The 17,595-nt window shown below is 65.6% G+C and carries 14 protein-coding genes and 1 pseudogene; 3 read left to right on the top strand and 12 right to left on the bottom strand.

Annotated elements, in window-relative coordinates:
- The 4 genes from NP3_RS02880 to NP3_RS02865 all read right to left on the bottom strand — a co-directional run.
- Positions 1-1,033: NAD-dependent epimerase/dehydratase family protein (locus tag NP3_RS02880; protein ID WP_063037470.1), on the bottom strand; the 1,033-nt coding region annotated here is incomplete at its 3' end.
- A 35-nt stretch (positions 1,034-1,068) separates the two neighbouring features.
- Positions 1,069-1,719: a PIG-L deacetylase family protein gene (locus tag NP3_RS02875; protein ID WP_063037468.1), complete on the bottom strand. Its 651-nt coding sequence runs from the start codon at positions 1,717-1,719 to the stop codon at positions 1,069-1,071.
- Positions 1,716-2,495 carry a glycosyltransferase family protein gene (locus NP3_RS02870; protein ID WP_063037466.1) on the bottom strand — a complete coding sequence of 260 codons (780 nt, stop codon included), beginning with the start codon at positions 2,493-2,495 and terminating at the stop codon, positions 1,716-1,718. Before NP3_RS02870 ends, NP3_RS02875 begins: the two co-directional genes overlap by 4 nt.
- Positions 2,492-3,760 carry a class I SAM-dependent methyltransferase gene (locus tag NP3_RS02865; RefSeq protein ID WP_063037464.1) on the bottom strand — a complete coding sequence of 423 codons (1,269 nt, stop codon included), beginning with the start codon at positions 3,758-3,760 and terminating at the stop codon, positions 2,492-2,494. Before NP3_RS02865 ends, NP3_RS02870 begins: the two co-directional genes overlap by 4 nt.
- Before the next feature lie 491 nt (positions 3,761-4,251).
- Here NP3_RS02865 and NP3_RS02860 point away from each other — a divergent pair, with 491 nt between their 5' ends.
- The gene (locus NP3_RS02860; protein WP_063037462.1) at positions 4,252-5,766 is read left to right on the top strand and encodes a sugar transferase; all 1,515 of its coding nucleotides are present in this window, start codon (positions 4,252-4,254) and stop codon (positions 5,764-5,766) included.
- A gap of 2 nt (positions 5,767-5,768) precedes the next feature.
- On the opposite strand, the gene NP3_RS02855 is transcribed toward NP3_RS02860, so the two are convergent.
- Entirely contained in the window at positions 5,769-6,431 is a 663-nt protein-coding gene (locus NP3_RS02855) for a biliverdin-producing heme oxygenase (RefSeq protein ID WP_063037460.1), read from the bottom strand.
- Between the two features lie 95 nt (positions 6,432-6,526).
- Positions 6,527-8,071, bottom strand: coding sequence for a threonine/serine exporter family protein (locus NP3_RS02850; protein ID WP_084508068.1), 1,545 nt, complete (start codon positions 8,069-8,071; stop codon positions 6,527-6,529).
- A gap of 146 nt (positions 8,072-8,217) precedes the next feature.
- Here NP3_RS02850 and NP3_RS02845 point away from each other — a divergent pair, with 146 nt between their 5' ends.
- Positions 8,218-9,072 (top strand): TIGR03619 family F420-dependent LLM class oxidoreductase, encoded by an 855-nt coding sequence (locus NP3_RS02845; RefSeq protein WP_063037476.1) that lies wholly within the window; start codon positions 8,218-8,220, stop codon positions 9,070-9,072.
- 27 nt (positions 9,073-9,099) lie between these two features.
- Here the strand turns inward: NP3_RS02845 and NP3_RS02840 are convergent, their stop codons facing one another.
- The 5 genes and pseudogenes from NP3_RS02840 to NP3_RS02820 all read right to left on the bottom strand — a co-directional run bounded on the left by NP3_RS02840 (position 9,100) and on the right by NP3_RS02820 (position 14,628).
- Positions 9,100-11,013: a VWA domain-containing protein gene (locus tag NP3_RS02840; protein WP_157124020.1), complete on the bottom strand. Its 1,914-nt coding sequence runs from the start codon at positions 11,011-11,013 to the stop codon at positions 9,100-9,102.
- Between the two features lie 154 nt (positions 11,014-11,167).
- Positions 11,168-11,344, bottom strand: a pseudogene (locus NP3_RS02835) (ATP-binding cassette domain-containing protein); the annotation flags it as partial.
- An 82-nt stretch (positions 11,345-11,426) separates the two neighbouring features.
- Positions 11,427-13,064, bottom strand: a complete 1,638-nt coding sequence (locus tag NP3_RS02830) for an ABC transporter permease (RefSeq protein ID WP_063037456.1) — start codon at positions 13,062-13,064, stop codon at positions 11,427-11,429.
- On the bottom strand, positions 13,061-13,993 hold the full coding sequence (locus tag NP3_RS02825; protein WP_063037454.1) for an ABC transporter ATP-binding protein: 933 nt from the start codon (positions 13,991-13,993) through the stop codon (positions 13,061-13,063). Before NP3_RS02825 ends, NP3_RS02830 begins: the two co-directional genes overlap by 4 nt.
- Positions 13,993-14,628, bottom strand: a complete 636-nt coding sequence (locus NP3_RS02820; RefSeq protein ID WP_063037452.1) for a TetR/AcrR family transcriptional regulator — start codon at positions 14,626-14,628, stop codon at positions 13,993-13,995. Before NP3_RS02820 ends, NP3_RS02825 begins: the two co-directional genes overlap by 1 nt.
- Positions 14,629-14,858: 230 nt before the next feature.
- Here NP3_RS02820 and NP3_RS02815 point away from each other — a divergent pair, with 230 nt between their 5' ends.
- Positions 14,859-16,811 carry an acyl-CoA dehydrogenase family protein gene (locus NP3_RS02815; RefSeq protein WP_063037450.1) on the top strand — a complete coding sequence of 651 codons (1,953 nt, stop codon included), beginning with the start codon at positions 14,859-14,861 and terminating at the stop codon, positions 16,809-16,811.
- A gap of 5 nt (positions 16,812-16,816) precedes the next feature.
- On the opposite strand, the gene NP3_RS02810 is transcribed toward NP3_RS02815, so the two are convergent.
- Entirely contained in the window at positions 16,817-17,455 is a 639-nt protein-coding gene (locus NP3_RS02810; protein WP_245720778.1) for a phosphatase PAP2 family protein, read from the bottom strand.
- Between the last annotated feature and the right edge of the window lie 140 nt (positions 17,456-17,595).

The following is a 17,595-nucleotide window of genomic DNA, read 5'->3' as shown; positions in this document are numbered from 1 at the left end:
AAACTTGCCGAGCCGTGGTGATCCGGCGCATCGACGCGTCCAGCACCCCGGTATCCCGCAATTTCTCCAGACGTGGCAACCGGGTGAACCGGCGGAAGAAATCGTCACTGGTCAGTCCCCTGGCGGTGTATTCGCGATACAGCTGCTCGGCCCCGGCGGCCACCGTCCAGGTGGCGCGGTAGCCGAGAACCGAACGGGCGGTGGAGAAGTCGACGCGGTAGGACCTCGGGTCCGCGCCGCTCTCTCCGGTGATGGCCAGCCGGGCGCCCGGCACCGCGTTCACCACGGCCTCGGCGATTTCGGCCACCGTGAGGTTGTTCGCCTCGGTACCGATATTGAATGCCCGGCAGTCGATCGCCGCGCGCGGCGCGGTCAGGCAGGTAGCGAAGGCCTTGGCGATATCGTCGGCATGCACCAGCGGCCGCCACGGTGTCCCGTCCGAGAGCACCTTGACCTCCCCGGTGAGCACCGCGTACCCGACCAGATTATTGAGCACGATATCCGCGCGCAGGCGCGGCGAGAAGCCGAATGCCGTTGCGTTGCGCAGAAATACCGGCGTGAAGTCGGCATCCGCCAGTGCCGCGACATCGTCCTCGACTCGCACCTTGCTCTCGGCATAGGGCGTGATCGGACGCAACGGGGCATCCTCGGTGACCAGATCCTCGCCCGCCGCGCCGTACACCGAACAGGTCGATGCGTATAGAAACCGCCGCACCCCAGCCTCTTTCGCGAGCCGGGCCAGCCGCACCGACGCGTGATGATTGATCGCGTAGGTGATTTCGGGATCGAGTGCGCCGAGCGGATCGTTGGAAAGCGCCGCGAGATGGATCACCGCATCGAATCCGGTGAGCTGATCGATGGTCACATCGCGCAGGTCGACCGCGAGACCGGGCGGATCGCCGGGCAGTCGGCCGAGGACGCAATCGGCGAAGAACCCGGCATCGAGTCCGACCACCTCGTGGCCCGCGGCGCGCAGCACCGGCGCCATGACGGTGCCGAGATAACCCTGATGTCCGGTAAGCAGGACACGCATGCCCGTGTCTTCGGCAGTCAATTGAGCTCCAATAGTCATGACAGACCCAAATCGACGACGACCTTGTCGACAACGAATGCTTCGGCATGCCGGTCCCGGCATTGCACCCCGCGCAGCCGGGACAGACCGGTGAACGACTGCTCGTCGAACCAGTCCCGCCCCACTTGGGAAGGGTAGTGCTTCTGCAGCAGCCGCGCCTTTTCGTCGGCGAATTCCGTTGATATCGGCACGAATACGGTCGGGGTCGGCGTATCGGTCTCCCACTTCAGAATTTCGTAGCCGAGCACCAGATGGTCCCGGAATTCGGTGGGTACCAGTTCGGCGAGGAGCCGATGATCCTGATGCGCGTCGGCGCGCTGCGGTGCGAAGACCAGATCAGGTTCGGTGCTCGCGCGGAAGGTGGCCAGCGCCTGCTTGATCCGGTCCCAGTGCGCGGGTGCTCGGCCGTCGGGCAGGTCGAGCACCGTCACGCGCAGATCCGCGTTCGGGCAGAACGCGGCCAGCGCGGCCCGCTCCTCGTCCTCGCGCACCGTGCCCGCACCGGTGAGCACCAGTGCGCGCACCCGCAGCCCGGAATGCTTGCGCGCCAACGTGAGCAGCGTCGCGCCCATCCCGATAGCGATGTCATCGCAGTGCGCGCCGAGCACCGCGATCTCGGTCAGTGACCCGGTGGTCAGCGCGATCATGCGAGCTGTTTCTCCCAGACCATCCACGGGCGAATGCCGGATCGGTATGCCGCGTCGAGTTCGGCGCGTTCCTTGAAGGTGTCGGCGGGCTTCCAGAAGCCCAGATGCTGATAGCCGTAGAGCCGGCCCTGTCCGGCCAGCCTGCCGCAGGCGTCGGCCACCAGATCACCGCCGGGCGGCAGCAGATCCAGTACCTCGTGGCCGAGTACGAAGTATCCGCCGTTCTCCCACAGCGGCATCGACGAAACCGGCCGGATCTCCTTGACCTCGCCGTTGGGCTTGATATCGACGCAGTGGAACGACTGCTGCGGCGGCACCACCATCATCGAGGCCGCCGCGCCGGAGGCGTCGAAGCGCTCGATCATCTCGTCGAGCGGTGCGTCGGTGAGCACGTCGGCGTAGTTGGCCAGGAAGGTCTGCTCACCCTCGAGATATGGGCGCACCCGGCGCAGCCGCTCGCCGATGGCCGAGTCGAGACCGGTGTCGACGAAGGTGATCGACCAGTCGCTGATATCGGTGCGCAGCAACTCCACCGAACCGTCGCGGATGACGAAGTCGTTGGAGACCGACTCCTGGTAGGTGAGGAAGAAGTTCTTGATGTGCTCGGCCCCGTAGCCGAGGCACAGAATGAAATCCTTGTGGCCGAAGTGCGCGTAATAGCGCATCACATGCCACAGCAGCGGCCGTGGACCGACCAGTTGCATCGGCTTGGGCAACATGTCGGAGCCGTCGCGCATCCGCATCCCGTACCCGCCGCAGAACAGCACAACCTTCATCGCGCGTGCCTTCCCCTCGATTCAGCATTCTTCGTTTCCCCGAGCACGGCGCTGTGCAAAGTCGGTAGTGGATAGACCAGTTCGCCGCCCCACTCGGCGATATGGCTCAGTTGTGCGGTGATCTCGGCCTCGAGGTTCCACGGCAGTACCAGCACCACATCGGGTCGATCGAGATCGATGCGGGCGGTCGGGTAGATCGGGATCCGGGTGCCCGGGGTGAATCGCCCGTGCTTATAGGGATTTCGGTCGACCGTGTAGCTCAGTAGGTCAGGACGGATCCCGCAATAGTTGAGCAGAGTGTTGCCCTTGCCGGGCGCGCCGTAGCCGACCACCCGCCTGCCCTGTGCGCGTGCGTCGAGCAGGAACCGCAGCAGCTCCTGACGGACCTGTCGCGCGCTGGTCTCCAGGTGCCGGTAGCCCTCGGGCCGGTGCAGGCCCGCGGTCTGCTCACGGTGCAGCACCTCGCGCACCCGGCTGCTCGGTGCGTCCGCGACCGGCTCCGGCCGAGCCCACAGCCGGATCGAACCACCGTGGGTGGCAAGCAGTTCGACATCCACCACGGCCAATCCGGCAGTGGCCAGCGCGCGCTGGGCCGAGAGCACCGTGTAGTACTGGAAATGTTCGTGATAGATGGTGTCGAACTGGCCGAGCTCCATCAGATTCAGCGCGTGATGCACCTCGATCGAGAGCCAGCCGTCATCGGCGAGCAGTTCGCGCAGTGCGCGGGTGAATCCGCGTAGTTCGGGGACGTGCGCGTAGACGTTGTTGGCGACGACCAGGTCAGCGGGCCCGTGCTGGGTGCGGATCCGCTTGGCGAATTCCTCGTCGAGGAAGGCGGTTTCGGTCGGCACGCCGAGTTTGCGCGCGGCCGCACCGACATTCACCGAGGGTTCGATGCCAAGGCACGGGATGCCCGCGGCGACCACATGCCGCAGCAGGTACCCGTCGTTGCTGGCGACCTCGACCACGAATGAATCGGTCTCGAGGTCAAGCTTTTCGACAGCTTCGGAAACGAAGACTTCGGCATGCCGGACCCAACTATCGGAATACGAGGCGAAATACGCGTATTCGGTAAAGGTTTCCTCCGGCGTGATCAATGCGGGGATCTGCAACAGCAGGCAGTCCTCGCAGATACGCAGATGTAGGGGATAGGTCGGCTCGGGAAGGTCGAGTTCGTCCACCGCGAGGAATTTCTCGCACGGCGGTGTGGCGCCGAGGTCGAGCACGCTCGACAAACGCTCGGAATCACAAAGTCGGCAACGCATCCTGGCCCCCTGCCTCCTGCCGCGTGGATCGGCCCCGGCGAATTACCGGCATGCCCATGACGTCGGCGCGATCAAGTGAGACGTTACAGCGAATCGCTTGCATATGGCTCGTGAAATCGATTGTGCGGTAGCGGTTTTCGGACGATTTCGGGGGTGCTTCGACCAATGGCATCTGGTGGGCAAACAGCTCTCTTGGTGGTGAAGCCCCCATCGTCACTTCCATCTGGTGTGGGCGCGGGTGCGCCACCTGCCGACTTTTCCCGGCGACGCATTTGTGTCAAGGTTCGAAAAAACCGACCGTCCGAATGTTGGCTACTGCGTGGAATACTTTGCGGCGCTTTCTGTTCAGCGTGTGGAGTGGATTGTGTTCTGTAACAATCACCTTCGGACCGCCGACTGAAGGAACACCCCGGGCGGTCGGATTGCGTCGAGGGGACCGGTCGACGGGGATCGGGGGCAACGAAAAACTCCCAGGGGGAGGTGTTTGTTCAATGAGCTACGAGCTCACCGATGATGACGACCTGGATCTCGCAGGCCCGTCACCGACCCTGCCGCGCTCCGAGCGCGAACGTTGGCAGGCAGAGTATGTACGGCGTCTGGCCACCACGGATTTCGCGGTAATCGCCGCGGCCGTCGGCCTTGCACAACTGATCCGATTCGGCGGCCCCGCCGCGCCGCCGCTGGCGTGGCCGATGCCCTACGAGGTCGGCTACACCGTTGTCTCTATGTTGCTCGCGCTCACCTGGCTCGCTTTCCTCGCGGCATGCAGTTCCCGTTCGCCACAGGTGGTGGGGTCCGGGTCCGAAGAGTACCGGCGCTTGGTTTCGGCCACATTGCGACTGTTCGGGGTCTTGGCGATCATGTCGCTGATCTTCCAGATCGAGTTCGCACGGGGCTATCTCGCGATCGCGCTGCCGCTCGGGCTGGTCGGACTGATGGTCAGCAGGTTGCTCTGGCGGTTGCACACCAGACAGCGACGCAGGCGCCAGGGCGAATACCGCACCTCGGTACTCGTGGTCGGCTGGCCCGAGGCGGCGCAGGCGATGGCGACCGCCTTCTCCCGCGATCCGGATTCCGGATATCAGGTTGTCGGCGTATGCATTCCGGATGGCGGCACCGACGTGACCGACTACGCGATCCGGGCATCCGGAAAGTCGTTCTCGGTGGTCGGTGACGATCGCACTGTGCTCGACGCGGTGCGCCGCAGCGGGGCGGATACGGTCGCGGTGACCACCACCGATCACCTCGGACCCGTCGAATTGCGCCGGATGGCATGGGATCTCGATCCGCTCGGCGTCGAGTTGATCGTCGCACCCGGGGTCGTCGATATCGCGGGAACCCGGCTGACCAACCGGCAGGTCGCGGGTATGCCGATGCTGCACATCGCCAAACCGCAGTACGACCGCGCGAAGTCGACCGGTAAGGCGGTCTTCGATGTGTGCTTCGCCGGTGCGGTGCTGTTCGCGATCCTGCCCGCGATGCTCGGCATCGCGATGCTGGTCAAGCTGACGAGTCCCGGTCCGGTCTTCTACCGCTCGGAACGAATCGGGCGTGGCGGCAAGCCTTTCCAGATGATCAAGTTCCGCAGCATGTATGCCGACGCGGATCGCAATGTCGCGGCGCTCATCGAGGCCAACGGCGGCAATCCGGTGTTCTTCAAGATGAAGGACGATCCACGAATCACCCCGATCGGCAAGATCATTCGCAAATTCAGCCTCGACGAGCTACCCCAGTTCCTCAATGTGCTGCGCGGCGAGATGAGCGTGGTCGGCCCGCGTCCGCAGGTGCAGCGTGAGGTCGACACCTACGACGGCAATATGCGGCGCAGGCTGCTGGTGAAGCCGGGCGTCACCGGACTGTGGCAGGTGAGCGGACGTTCGGATCTGTCGCTCGAGGATGCGGTGCGCCTGGACCTGTCCTATGTCGAGAACTGGTCGATGATCCTGGATCTGCTGTTGATCGCCAAGACGATCGGAGCGGTCGCGCGCGGGGAAGGCGCGTACTGAGCTCAGCTGGGGCGCCGGGCCGGGAATTCAGCGGCGAGTTCGGCGAATACCGCGGTATTCAGCGCGAAGGCCCGCTGTCCCTCGTCGAGCACCCGGCGGCGTTCGAGATCGTCGAGCGGCAATTGGTCGAGCAGACCGCGGTATTCGCGTTTGAAGGCCGCCGGATTGCCGAGCGCGTCGAAGACGTAGAAGCGCACACCGTCGCCGCGATGCGGGAGATTCCACAACTTCTCGGCGGTCCCCCGGATGACCTGGCCGCCCGAGAGGTCGCCGAGATAGCGGGTGTAGTGGTGCGCGATGTACCCGGCGGGCCACTCGCGGGCGCATTCGTCGATGCGGGCGGCGTAGGCGGCCGTGGCGGGCAACGCTTCGAGGGCATCGCGCCAGTCGGGGCCGATGAGGTGCGCGAGGTCGCGTTCCAGCTCCGCGGTCCTGGCCAGTTCGGTACGGATGAACGGACCCGCGATCGGATCGTCGGCCAGGGCGTCCCAGCGGTCTTCCAAGGCGTGGTAGATGAACCAGAGTTGGGCGGTGTAGCGGTGGTAGGAGTCGATGCCGAGTTCGCCGCCGAGCATATCGCTGATGAACGCGGAGTTCTCCGCCTCTTCGTGCTGCTGTGCGGTGGCGGTGCGGATCGCCGTGGAGAACGGGACCGTATCCGACATTTCTGACCACCTCACTGAATCCGACGAGCGAGGGCTTTGGGCACCCTAACTAATTCGAGTAACCATACCGGCTGACCCTGGCAGCCACCTGTGCATCACGATCGACGGCCGGATTCGCGACGATGCGGATGCCGCGGCAGCCGCCGTATGCGCACGATGACCGGTCGGCGGATCGAGCCGAATCGGCTCAGGATGCGCGGCCTGCGCACGGTGCGGTCGAACCACTCGCCGAGGGTGACGCCCGCGGCCAGCGCGCAACCGACGCCGACCGCCGCGAGTACCTGATTGGCTCCGATCAGCAGCTCGTCGTTGAGCAGGGCATAGAGCCCGCGATACACCTTCAGGCCAGGCAGCAGCGGGGTGATGCCCGCGAGCGCGACGACCAGCGGGGGAGTCAGCGCCCGGCGCGCCATCAGACCACCGGCCAGACCGACCAGCGTCGCGGCGACCGCGGAGGAGATCACCGGACCGAAACCGAGGTGCTGTACGAACAGAAAACAAATGGTGCCCGCGGCACCGCCGAATGCGGCGGCGGCGAGCGCGCGACGCTCGGCGTAGCAGGCGAGCGCGAACGCCAGCGCGGCCACCGCACCGGCCGCGATCTTGATCGGCAGATCGGTGATATCGCGGCTGGAGGTCAGATAGACCGGCGGAATCGTGGCGCCGAGGATATCGCCCACCCGCAGTGCCATCGCGATGCCCGCGATAATGCCGCCGGTCATCATCATGACCTCGAGCATGCGGGCGGTCGCGGTGATCGGTGCGCCGGTTATCGCGTCCTGCACCGCGCCGACCAGCTGCAACCCACTGAGCAGCACGGTGATTCCGGCGGCGATGACCAATGTCGGGTCGACATCGATATGCAGGGTTGCCGCCAGGGTGGCCAGCAGCAGCGCCGGTGTCGCCGCGACCGCGCCGCCCACCACATGCTGGAAGAAGAACGGCAGACCGTAACGATTCAGGACGCGATTGACGCGGTCGATGGCCAGGGTGGTGCCGAAGCTGACCGCGGCGACGAGCCAGCCGCCGCCGAGCAGTGCCGCGATCGATGCGGCCAGCAGCGACCAGCCGAAGGTGGCGACCCAGCGGTGGTACGGATGCGGCGCGGAGGTGATCGCGTCCAGGCGGGTACGCGCATCGGCGGGTGGGACGACCTCATTGCGGATGCGGCGGGTGAGCCGGTCGACGGCGGCGAGGCGGGTGAGGTCCAGTGAGCGGTATTTGACCACCCGCATGGTGCTGGCGGGCGGCAGCAGGGGACCGCGGTCGGCCCAGATCCTGATCGCGTCATAGGTGACGTCGATATCGCAGCGGGCCAGTCCGTAGGTGGCGGCGATGAAGCGCACCTGGGTCATCGTGTCGTTGACGCCCGTACCCGAGGCGAGTACCACCTCGCCGACCCGCACGGCCAGATCGAGCACCTCGGCGACGCGCGCATCGTCGGTGAGATCGATCGGCTGCAGCGGCGTCGGCGCGGCGACGATGTGGTCGGCGGTGGCCGGACGGTCGGCGACCAGCAGATCGACCGCCTGTTTGACGACGGGAACGCGGGGTGCGCGGAGGAAGCGCAATCGCGGCCGCCTGGCCGCCTGATCGCCCGGGGCGGTGTCGTCTCCTCCTGGAAATGTGTCCGGACCCATGAGCGCGACCGTAGTCAACCGAGGCCGTGGTTCGCATCCGTGGTGGTCCGAGGGACCGTTCGGTGGCTAGACGGATGTCCGGACACTTGGTCGGAGCGGGGAAAAGTGATAGAACTTGTTCTAATTTGTAGATGGGAGCGTGCACGGTGCGGTACGGAATTGTGTTGTTCACCAGTGACCGGGGCATTACGCCCGCCGACGCGGCCGCGGCCGCCGAACAAGCCGGATTCGACGCCTTCTACGTGCCCGAACACACCCATATCCCGGTAGTCCGGGCAGCGGCGCACCCGCGCACCGGGGATGCGAGCCTGCCCGACGACCGGTATCTGCGCACGCTGGACCCGTGGGTCGCGCTGGCCACGGCGGCGGCGGTGACCAGCCGGATAACGCTGTCCACCGCGGTCGCCCTGCCCGCCGAACACCATCCGATCACCCTGGCCAAAACGCTCGCCTCGCTGGATCATCTGTCCGGCGGCCGGGTCAGCCTCGGCGTCGGTTTCGGTTGGAATACCGACGAAATGGCGCATCACGGGGTGCCCGCGAACAAGCGCAGGACGGTACTGCGTGAACATCTCGATGCCATGCGCGCGTTGTGGTCGGAGGAGGAAGCCAGCTTCGCGGGACAGTTCGTGAATTTCGGGCCGAGTTGGTCCTGGCCCAAGCCGGTGCAGAAACGGATCCCGGTGATTCTCGGCGCGGCCGGGACCGAGCAGTCGTTCACCTGGCTGGCCAAGAACGCGGACGCCTGGCTGACCACCCCCACCGAGGACGGCCTCGGGGAGAAGATCGAACTGCTGCACCGGGTTTGGCGCGAACACGAGCGCGAGGGCAGCCCGGAGATCATCGCGCTGGCCGGACGTCACGATGCGGCGCAGCTGGCCCAGTGGGCCGAATTGGGTATCACCGAAGCGGTTTTCGGCCTGCCGGACCGCGATACCGATGACGTACGCGCATACCTGACCCGCCTCGCCGGAAAGCTCGGTCTCGAAGGAGCCCGCTGACACCCATAGGGGTCAGCGGGCCTTCCGCTAACCGCGTCGCCTGCGTGCCACGAGCAATCCGATCAGCACACCGGCCACGCCGATGATCGCCACGCCGATCGTTATCAAGGCGGTCGACGAATTCGATTCGGACGCTCTCGATTCCGCGACCGCGGGGGCCGCACCGGGTGTGCGGCTCGTCGGTGTCTTCACACCGGTCGAATTCTCACCGAAAACGCCGTCGCCGATGGTGCTCGCGTACGTCGGACCGCTCTCCTTGGTATCGGTGACGGTGAGATCCAATTGCACCGGTACCGCGCGGTTTTCGCCCGGTTCGAAGGTCGAGCCGAGTTTGACGGCAATGTAATACCAACCGGCCACCGCCTCCCGCCGTGATCCCAACTGGTCGGCCTTGCGGTTGTTGTACCGAATCGGCACCGTGGCTATCGCCTTGTTCGTCGGCAGTACCCCCTCGGTGCCGGTATAGGACGAGAAGTCCGAATCGGTCTCCTCTCGGATCGGGCTGTAGAGGCTGGTTCGAATATTGGAGAGGTTGTCGAGTCCGCGACCGCCGTTGGCCCCGAACCGAACTCGATACGCCAGGCCCTGACCCCAGTCCAATCTGACGCGATAGAACACGAATTCACCCGGCTGGAGCGTATCGGTGTAGCCACCGCTGCCCGGCAGCGTTGCGGCCACGGTGAACGACGAGCCGCCGGATACCGGCGTACCCGCACCGCTGGGTTCGACGAAGCTCGTCGGCGGTGCGACCGCGACCGGACCGGTGTCGCTCACCGCGGGCTCGATACCGACGATCAGTTCGATCGGAAGGCGTTCCGGCGCACCGGCGGATACCTTCTCCCAGGTCAATTGGAAGTAGTAGCGGCCGCCGCCCTTGCATTTGTCGGAGCCGCTATTGCCCTTGCGTTCCTTGGTCGCACCGTCGAAGGCCTTGGCCACGGTGAGCGCGGCGCCGTCGCTGGATTTGGTGGAGAGTTCGGATTCGAAGACATTGCAGTCCTCGCCGTCCGCACCGTAGACCCGCATTTGCAGGGTATTCAGATCGTCGGTCGGGGAGATATCACGCAATCGCGGAAAGGAAAGGGTGCCACTGAAATACGCGGTGGCACCCGCCGGGACATCGACCGCCCAGTAACGCTTTTCCTGCTGACCGATGGTGTCCAGATACTGGCCGGGGGTCGCGACCGGCGCCGCGCCGTAGGTCGGTGCGCCGGTGATCGGTATGCCGACGGCCTGGTAATTACGCAGGGCGGCCGACGATATGCGCGGCAGTGTCCGTTCGAGCGCGGGACCGTCGGCGGCGTCGCTGTAGGTACCGCCGGTGGCCTGTGCCATGCAGGTCAGCTGGGCGCGGGCCTTGGCGTCGACGGCGAATCCGATGGTGTGCACGATGAGATCGAGCCCCTGCTTTTTCAGTTCACGCGCCACCTCACAGGGTTCAGGCGGGGAGCAGGTGTCGTCGCCGTCGGAGACCAGGACGATCGAGCGCGGTCCCGATTTGGGCAGTGTCTCGGCGGCCTGGCGCAGTGCGGTGCCCATCGGCGTCCAACCGCTGGCCTTGATCGCGTCGACCGCGCTGGTCAGTCCGGTTCGGTCCAGGGTTTCGGGTTTGTGCAGAACCCGGACGTCACGGCAGCCGGATGCCTTCTCCGCCTCGGTATTTCCGGTGTTCGTGCCGTAAACGGTCAGTCCGACTCTGGAATCCGCGGGTGCGGAGCCGACGAAGTTGCGCACGGCATTTTTGGCGGCATCCATCATAGTGCCCGCCGGATCGGGGCGCTGCATGGAGCCGGACGCGTCCAGAATGAGCATGGTCGGCGCGTACTGCGGGTTGTCCGGACTCTGCTGTGCCTGCGCGGGCAGTGCCGCCACGGCGAGTCCGATCAAACCCGCGGCAGTGGCCGCGGTCAGTCGGGTAAAGCGCTGGGTAATTCTCGACATATGCCTCGTCTGCTTATTTCGCTTTGGTAACGAAGCAGACGTTACCCATAGCGGGTGGGTGTTCCCATCGGTGAAACGGGCACTGGCATAACCGATTGCCGGTATCGGCTGGTCAAGCTGTCACGGCGACATTCCAGAACTCGGCGTAGCGGCCACCTTCGTGGACGGCCACCTCGTTCACCGGATCCAGTGCCGAGGCCACCTCGTCCAACAGCACGATGGGCGCATTTTTCAGCAGCGCTCGCGCGATCGAAACCCGCTGGCGCTCACCACCGGACAGCAGTGCGCCGCCCTCGCCGACATGCGTCGCCCAGCCGCCGGGCAGTCGCGCGGCGGCTCCTCGACAACCCATAACGCGGCACAGTGCCCCACACCGAGCGGTGAAACTCGTTGCGGGGCACTGCTTGCGAATCTCAGCGCAGATCGCGGCGGCGGAAGCCCACGATCCCGACCCCGAGCAGCACGACCGCGATCCCGAGCAGCCAGAGGATCGGCGTGGCCTCGAACGATGAGCCGGGCAGCTTCGGCGGGTGCACGAAGGGGACCAGATCGCGGACCCACTGCGGTAGTCCGTCGAGTGCGCCGATGACGAAGATGATGATCATCGTGCTCAGCACGCCCCAGGCGACCGGCGTGTAGCGGGGTGCGAGCCCGTAGATCGCCGCCGTGATCGCGGTGAGCACCCACACCGCGGGCAGTTGCACTGCCGCCGCGCCGAGGCAGTCGCCGAGCTTGCCCGCCAGATCGCCGTCGGAGATGCCGTAGATGACTCCGACCGCCGCACCCGCGAGGAACAGCAGCACCACCGGTCCGAGCAGCGCGATGCCGATATGGCTGAGCGCGTAGCGTTCCCGGCTCACCGCGCCGGCCAGCGTTGCCTCGGCGCGCTGGCTCGACTCCTCCTCGTGCAGCCGCAGCACCGCCGAGATGGAGTAGGCCGATGCCGCGATGGCCAGCATGCCGAGGGCGAAGGTGATGAACGAATTCTGCAGCACATCCGTGCCGCCCATCCGGTTGATCACATCGCGGACCTGCTTGCTGTTGTCGAGCATGTCGCCGACGCTGTTGATAGCGCCACCCATCAGCGATCCGTAGAGCAGGAAGCCGATGGACCAAGCCAGCAGAGAGCCGCGCTGTAGCCGCCACGCGAGCCCCGATGGACCAGACAGCGTGGGGCCCGCGACCGGTACGCCGGGCCGCTCGGCGAGCAGGCCTGATCCGGTATCACGTTGCCGCAGTAGCATATACGCGGCGATCGTGGTCACGATGGCGACGGTGAGCAGCGGAATCAACACCCACCAGCGCTCGTCCGCGTACGGCCGCATGTTGATACACCAGCCGAGCGGCGAAAACCACGACAGCACACCGTTTCCGGCGTCGCCGACCGCGCGCAGCGCGAAGGCCGTGCCGAGTGCGCCGAACGCCACCCCGCGCGCGACCCGCGCACCCACGCTAACCTGTGCCGCGATGGCGGCGACCCCGGCCCAGACCAAGCCGGAACTGCCGAGCGTCGCGCCGTAGGCCAGCGAACCGGCGGCGGGCAGGTCACTGCCGTAGAGCGCGAGAGCGCTCAGGATGGCGACGATCAGACAGCCGGTCGCCGTCATGATCATGGCGGCGGTCAACCCCGCATAGCGGCCGATACTCGTGGCGCCGACCAATTCCGCGCGACCGGTCTCCTCCTCGACCCGGGTGTGCCGGATGACGGTGAGAATCGTCGCGATCGCCATCATCGCGTAGAACGGACCGGCCTTCCACAGCCCGACCGAGCCCAGATCGGTGCTGAAGACCGGTCCGTACATGGCAATGAGCGCCGGGCTTTCCATGACCGACCGCGCCGCATGATCGAGATCGGCCTGCGTGGTGTACACGGCCTTGGCGCTGCTGACATAGGCAGCAGGCAGCAGTCCGAAAGCAAATACCCACAGCGGCAAGACAATTCGGTCGCGACGCAGGAACAGTCGCAGCAGTTGGGCAGTACCGGCGAAGTCGGCCGACCCACGCACGGCGGGCGTGGCGTAATGCCTGCCGCCCACGGTTGCGGTAGTCATGATCCCACCTTCTCCATTGTCGCCCGCGCCTGCTCGGACGTCGCACCGTCGACGTGGTAATGCCGCATGAACAGCTCCTCCAGTGTCGGCGGCGCACTGGTGAGGCTGCGCACCCCGGCATCGCCGAGGATCCGGATCAACTCGCCGAGATGTTCCCCGTCCACCTGGCAGCGCAGCGTCGAACCGTCGCGTTCGATGTCTTCGACCCCCGGAACGCGGCTGAGATCGCCTGGGTCGCCGAGCAATTCGGCGGTGATGGAGGTGCGTGACAGATGACGCATATCCGCGAGTGATCCGCTTTCCACGGTGCGCCCGGCCCGGATGATGGTCACCCGGTCGCAGAGCACCTCCACCTCGGAGAGGATATGGCTGGAGAGCAGTACCGTGGTGCCGCGCTGTTTGGCCTCTTCGACGCATTCGCGAAAGACCTGCTCCATCAATGGATCCAGGCCCGAGGTCGGTTCGTCGAGTAGCAGCAGGCGCACATCGGAGGCAAGTGCGGAGATCAGCGCGACCTTCTGCCGGTTGCCCTTGGAGTAGGTGCGTGCCTTCTTGCGCGGATCCAGGTCGAATCGTTCGATGAGTTCGGTGCGACGCTGGGGGTTGATTTCACCGCGCATTCTGGCCAATAGGTCGATGGTTTCGCCGCCGGATAATGATGGCCATAGTGTGACATCGCCTGGTACATAAGCGATTTCGCGGTGCAGCTCGACCGCATCGGTCCACGGGTCGCGTCCGAGCAGCCGGGCCTCGCCGGAGCTGGCGCGCAGGATTCCCAGCAGGATACGGATGGTGGTCGACTTACCCGCGCCGTTCGGGCCGAGGAAGCCATGGATTTCGCCCTCGCGGACCGCGAGATCCAGCCCGGCCAGGGCGGCGAAGTGGCCGAAGTTCTTGTGCAGATCGCGAACTTCGATGATGTCGGACATCAGGTCTCCTTGGTAAGGGTGTCCAAAATCGTTGGGTCGGTCAGGAATCCCTGGGCGTAGAGCTCCGCGGCGGGCAGCATGAACTCCTCGCTCAGGGTGCGAACGAGCTTGCCGTAGTCGAGCTTTTCGCCGCGTTGTTGCCGCAGGGTGAAGTACAGGACGGTCGCGCCGACATTGACCGTCGTCAGATATCTGGCTCGTGCGGCCGGATCACGGCTCGGCTTGAGGGTGCCCGCGTCGACGCCTGCCTGGATGTACTCCTCGGCATCCGAGATCATGTGCTCGAGCAGGGACTCGGCCAATGGGCCGCCCGCCTGCAGGCTGCGCACCATGTAGGCGACCAGCGGGCCGTAGGCCTCGATCTCGGACATCGCGGTGAGCATGCTTTTCGCGACGTTCGTCTCGGTGGCGGTCTTCCACTTCTGGTCCCGGATCAACTCCAGCACCCGCTCGTCGCAGGCGGCCCGCAGGCCGTCCTTGGAGCCGAAGTGATGGTTGACCAGTCCGGGGGAGACACCGGCCGCTGCGGCGATCGCGCGCACTCCGACCTGGAATCCGTTGTCGCCGAACACCTCGATCGCGATATCGCGAATGCGGGCGGCGGTGGTGAGATCCGAATTCGGGGTCGGCGTCACGCGGCGCCTCCTAGATCGGCGGGTCCTTGCGATACGGCTCTCTGGTTGAACACATGTTTAGTATATTAAACACGCGTTCAATGGTAAAGCAAGGGTTCGGCGAAGATGTCGTGTCACGATATTTGTGACGGCAGAACGTGCTGGTCACCGCCTTGGATGCGGACGCGGAGGTCGGCATCTCATCGGCGCTTACCGGCCGCTGGACGTCAGCGAAACGCTAGTGTCGGGGTATGCCTGACACCGAGAACGTCTCCACATCGGACCACCTCCGCGACGCACTCGACGGCCCATGGCGCGCGGTTCGCGCCGAGGCCAGGGTGCAACTGGCCGGAGACCAGTTCACCGGCGATCCGTATCTCGACTACCGCGCGGCACGGGCACGGGTGCTCGAGCAGATGCGGGCGATCGCAACGATGGGCTACGCGGAGCGCGGGTTCCGACGCGAGAACGGGGGCACGGGGGAGCCGGGGGAGGCGGTGACCGGGCTGGAGATGCTCGCGTACGCCGACCTGTCGCTGTGGGTGAAATCGGGTGTGCAGTGGGGCTTGTTCGGCGGGGCCGTGGAGAACCTCGGGACCGAACGGCATCGCGATGTGGTCAAGCGGCTGATATCGCTGGATCTGCTCGGTTGTTTCGCGATGACCGAATCCGGGCACGGCAGCGATGTCGCGAATCTGGAGACGACCGCGACCTACGATCCGCAGACCCAGGAGTTCGTCGTCCATTCGCCGACACGGTCGGCTCGTAAGGATTACATCGGCGGCGCGGCCGAACATGCCGGGATGGCAGCGGTTTTCGCGCAGTTGATCACCGAGGGGACGAGCCAGGGCGTGCACTGCTTCCTGGTGCCGATCCGGGATGAGCACGGTGCCGACCTGCCGGGCGTGACCACCTACGACGACGGTCTCAAGGGCGGCCTGCTCGGTGTCGACAACGGCCGCATCGTCTTCGATCAGGTACGCATCCCCCGGGAGAACCTGCTGAATCGGTACGCCGATGTCGCGCCCGACGGCACCTACAGCTCCGATATCGAGAACCCGAGCCGCCGATTCTTCACCACGCTGGGCACTCTGGTGCGCGGGCGGGTCAGCGTCGGTGGTGCGGCCGCGGCCGGTGCGCGGGTCGCATTGAGCATCGCCACGCGATACGCATTGAAGCGCCGCCAATTCTCGGATCCGGACAGCGGCCAGGAGACCTTGCTGCTCGACTACCGCAGTCATCAGCGACGGCTGCTGCCCTTGATCGCCCGGTCGTATGCGCTTGCCTTCGCGCAGAACGATCTGGTCCGCCGCATGCATCTGGTGCAGACCGGTCAGGATCTCGATCCCGGCGCACAGCGCGCCCTGGAGAAGCGGGCCGCTGGACTCAAGGTCGCACAGACCGGATTCGCCACCCGTGCCATTCAGGAATGTCGCGAAGCCTGTGGCGGCGCAGGCTATCTCACCGAGAACCGGCTCGTCACACTGAAGGCCGATACCGATGTGTTCACCACCTTCGAGGGCGACAATGTCGTACTCACCCAGTTGGTGGCCAAGGAACTGCTCACCGCCTACTCCGATGAGATCCGCGATCTGGACGCGCTCGGCTGGGTGCGCTTCGCCGCCACCATGGCCGGTGATGTGGTCCGCAAGCGTTCCGGTGTGCGCCAACTGATCCAGACGCTGCGCGACCGCAGTGACGACACGGTCGACGACGGCGATCTGTCCCGCCGCTCGGTGCAGCTGCAGCTGTTCGCCGACCGCGAGGACTATCTGGTGCGCACAGCCGGACACCGGCTGCGCGCCCGCGCGAAGGACACCGCACCGTTCGAGGCGTTCAACAATGCGCAGGACCACATCCTCGCCGCGGGCGCCGCACATATCGATCGACTGATTCTCGAGGCGTTCATCGAAGGTATTGCCGGAATCGCGGATCCGGAGGCGCGCGAACTCGCCGAGACCGTCTGCGATCTGTACGTCTACTCGATGCTCGAGGAGAACCAGGCGTGGTTCATCATGCACCGGTTCATGTCGGTGGAACGGGCGAAGGCCGTGCGTCGCGGTGTCAATGAACTGGTCGACCGGCTGCGCCCGGATGCGCTGACGCTGGTCGAGGGCATGGGTGTGCCGGAGAGCATGCTGCGTGCGGCACTGCTGGATGATGCGAGCGTGTTCGATCGGACCAGTAATCCTACGACTGTGTAGCGGATCTAGGAGTCGACGCGCGCCTGCTCCGAGAGAAATCGCTCGGTAAGTTTCCAGCAGACGACGACCAGTGCGATCGCCACTGCCGTGCCGCCGAGAATATCGGTGGGCAGGTGATAGCCGAGGCCGATCATGCCGACCGCGGCGCAGACCAGTGCGGCGGTGGCGATCGCGATGGTGCCGACGCGCGCCCGCGTCGAGTCGGTCAACATGACGAACGCGGTGGCAATGGCGACCAGATGCACGGTATGTCCGCTCGGATACGCGAGATAGTCGTGCAACGGTCGGTCCCACAGCGGTTTGAGCACCCAGCTGTTGATTCCGACCACAACCTCGGGTATCGCCACCATCGCCACGGCCCGGCGCCACTGCCCCCGATAGCCGAACCAGGCCGCGGCCGCGAGCAATAGCGGGATCAGGATGTAGCCGTTGCTCGGGATCACCATCGCCTCGTAGCCGCCGGGATGTTCGTCCAGCGCCGAGTGGATCGGCTCGGCGAGCTCGCGATCCAGATCGGTGGCCGCGCCGTCGCCGGGAAAGGTCAGCGGCAGCGTTACGGCGATGCCGACGCCGACGAGCACCACGCACAGCGCGACGAGGTTCGCTCGTATCGCGACGAGCAGCGCCTTCCATTCGACGATCACCGCTCGACGATAAGGCACCCGCGAACAGCGCCATCGGTCGCGCGCAAATGAGTGCCCTTGCCGCCTCCGTACCGCCGCCGCACTCCATTGGGCTTGGATCCAGCACGGATATCTGATCGCAACTGCGAGATCGTTTGCGG

Origin of the sequence: Nocardia pseudovaccinii NBRC 100343 (genome assembly GCF_001613225.1) — a bacterium.
Classification (GTDB): domain Bacteria; phylum Actinomycetota; class Actinomycetes; order Mycobacteriales; family Mycobacteriaceae; genus Nocardia; species Nocardia pseudovaccinii.
Note: the sequence above shows the minus strand (reverse complement) of the source record. Positions and strands in the feature narration are given on the sequence as shown.

Coding starts and splice junctions, on each gene's coding strand:
- NP3_RS02860 (WP_063037462.1), top strand. CDS start 4,252: ATGAGCTACGAGCTCACCGATGATGACGACCTGGATCTCGCAGGCCCG.
- NP3_RS02830 (WP_063037456.1), bottom strand. CDS start 13,064: ATGACTACCGCAACCGTGGGCGGCAGGCATTACGCCACGCCCGCCGTG.
- NP3_RS02825 (WP_063037454.1), bottom strand. CDS start 13,993: ATGTCCGACATCATCGAAGTTCGCGATCTGCACAAGAACTTCGGCCAC.
- NP3_RS02840 (WP_157124020.1), bottom strand. CDS start 11,013: ATGTCGAGAATTACCCAGCGCTTTACCCGACTGACCGCGGCCACTGCC.
- NP3_RS02850 (WP_084508068.1), bottom strand. CDS start 8,071: ATGGGTCCGGACACATTTCCAGGAGGAGACGACACCGCCCCGGGCGAT.
- NP3_RS02815 (WP_063037450.1), top strand. CDS start 14,859: ATGCCTGACACCGAGAACGTCTCCACATCGGACCACCTCCGCGACGCA.
- NP3_RS02855 (WP_063037460.1), bottom strand. CDS start 6,431: ATGTCGGATACGGTCCCGTTCTCCACGGCGATCCGCACCGCCACCGCA.
- NP3_RS02865 (WP_063037464.1), bottom strand. CDS start 3,760: ATGCGTTGCCGACTTTGTGATTCCGAGCGTTTGTCGAGCGTGCTCGAC.
- NP3_RS02875 (WP_063037468.1), bottom strand. CDS start 1,719: ATGATCGCGCTGACCACCGGGTCACTGACCGAGATCGCGGTGCTCGGC.
- NP3_RS02870 (WP_063037466.1), bottom strand. CDS start 2,495: ATGAAGGTTGTGCTGTTCTGCGGCGGGTACGGGATGCGGATGCGCGAC.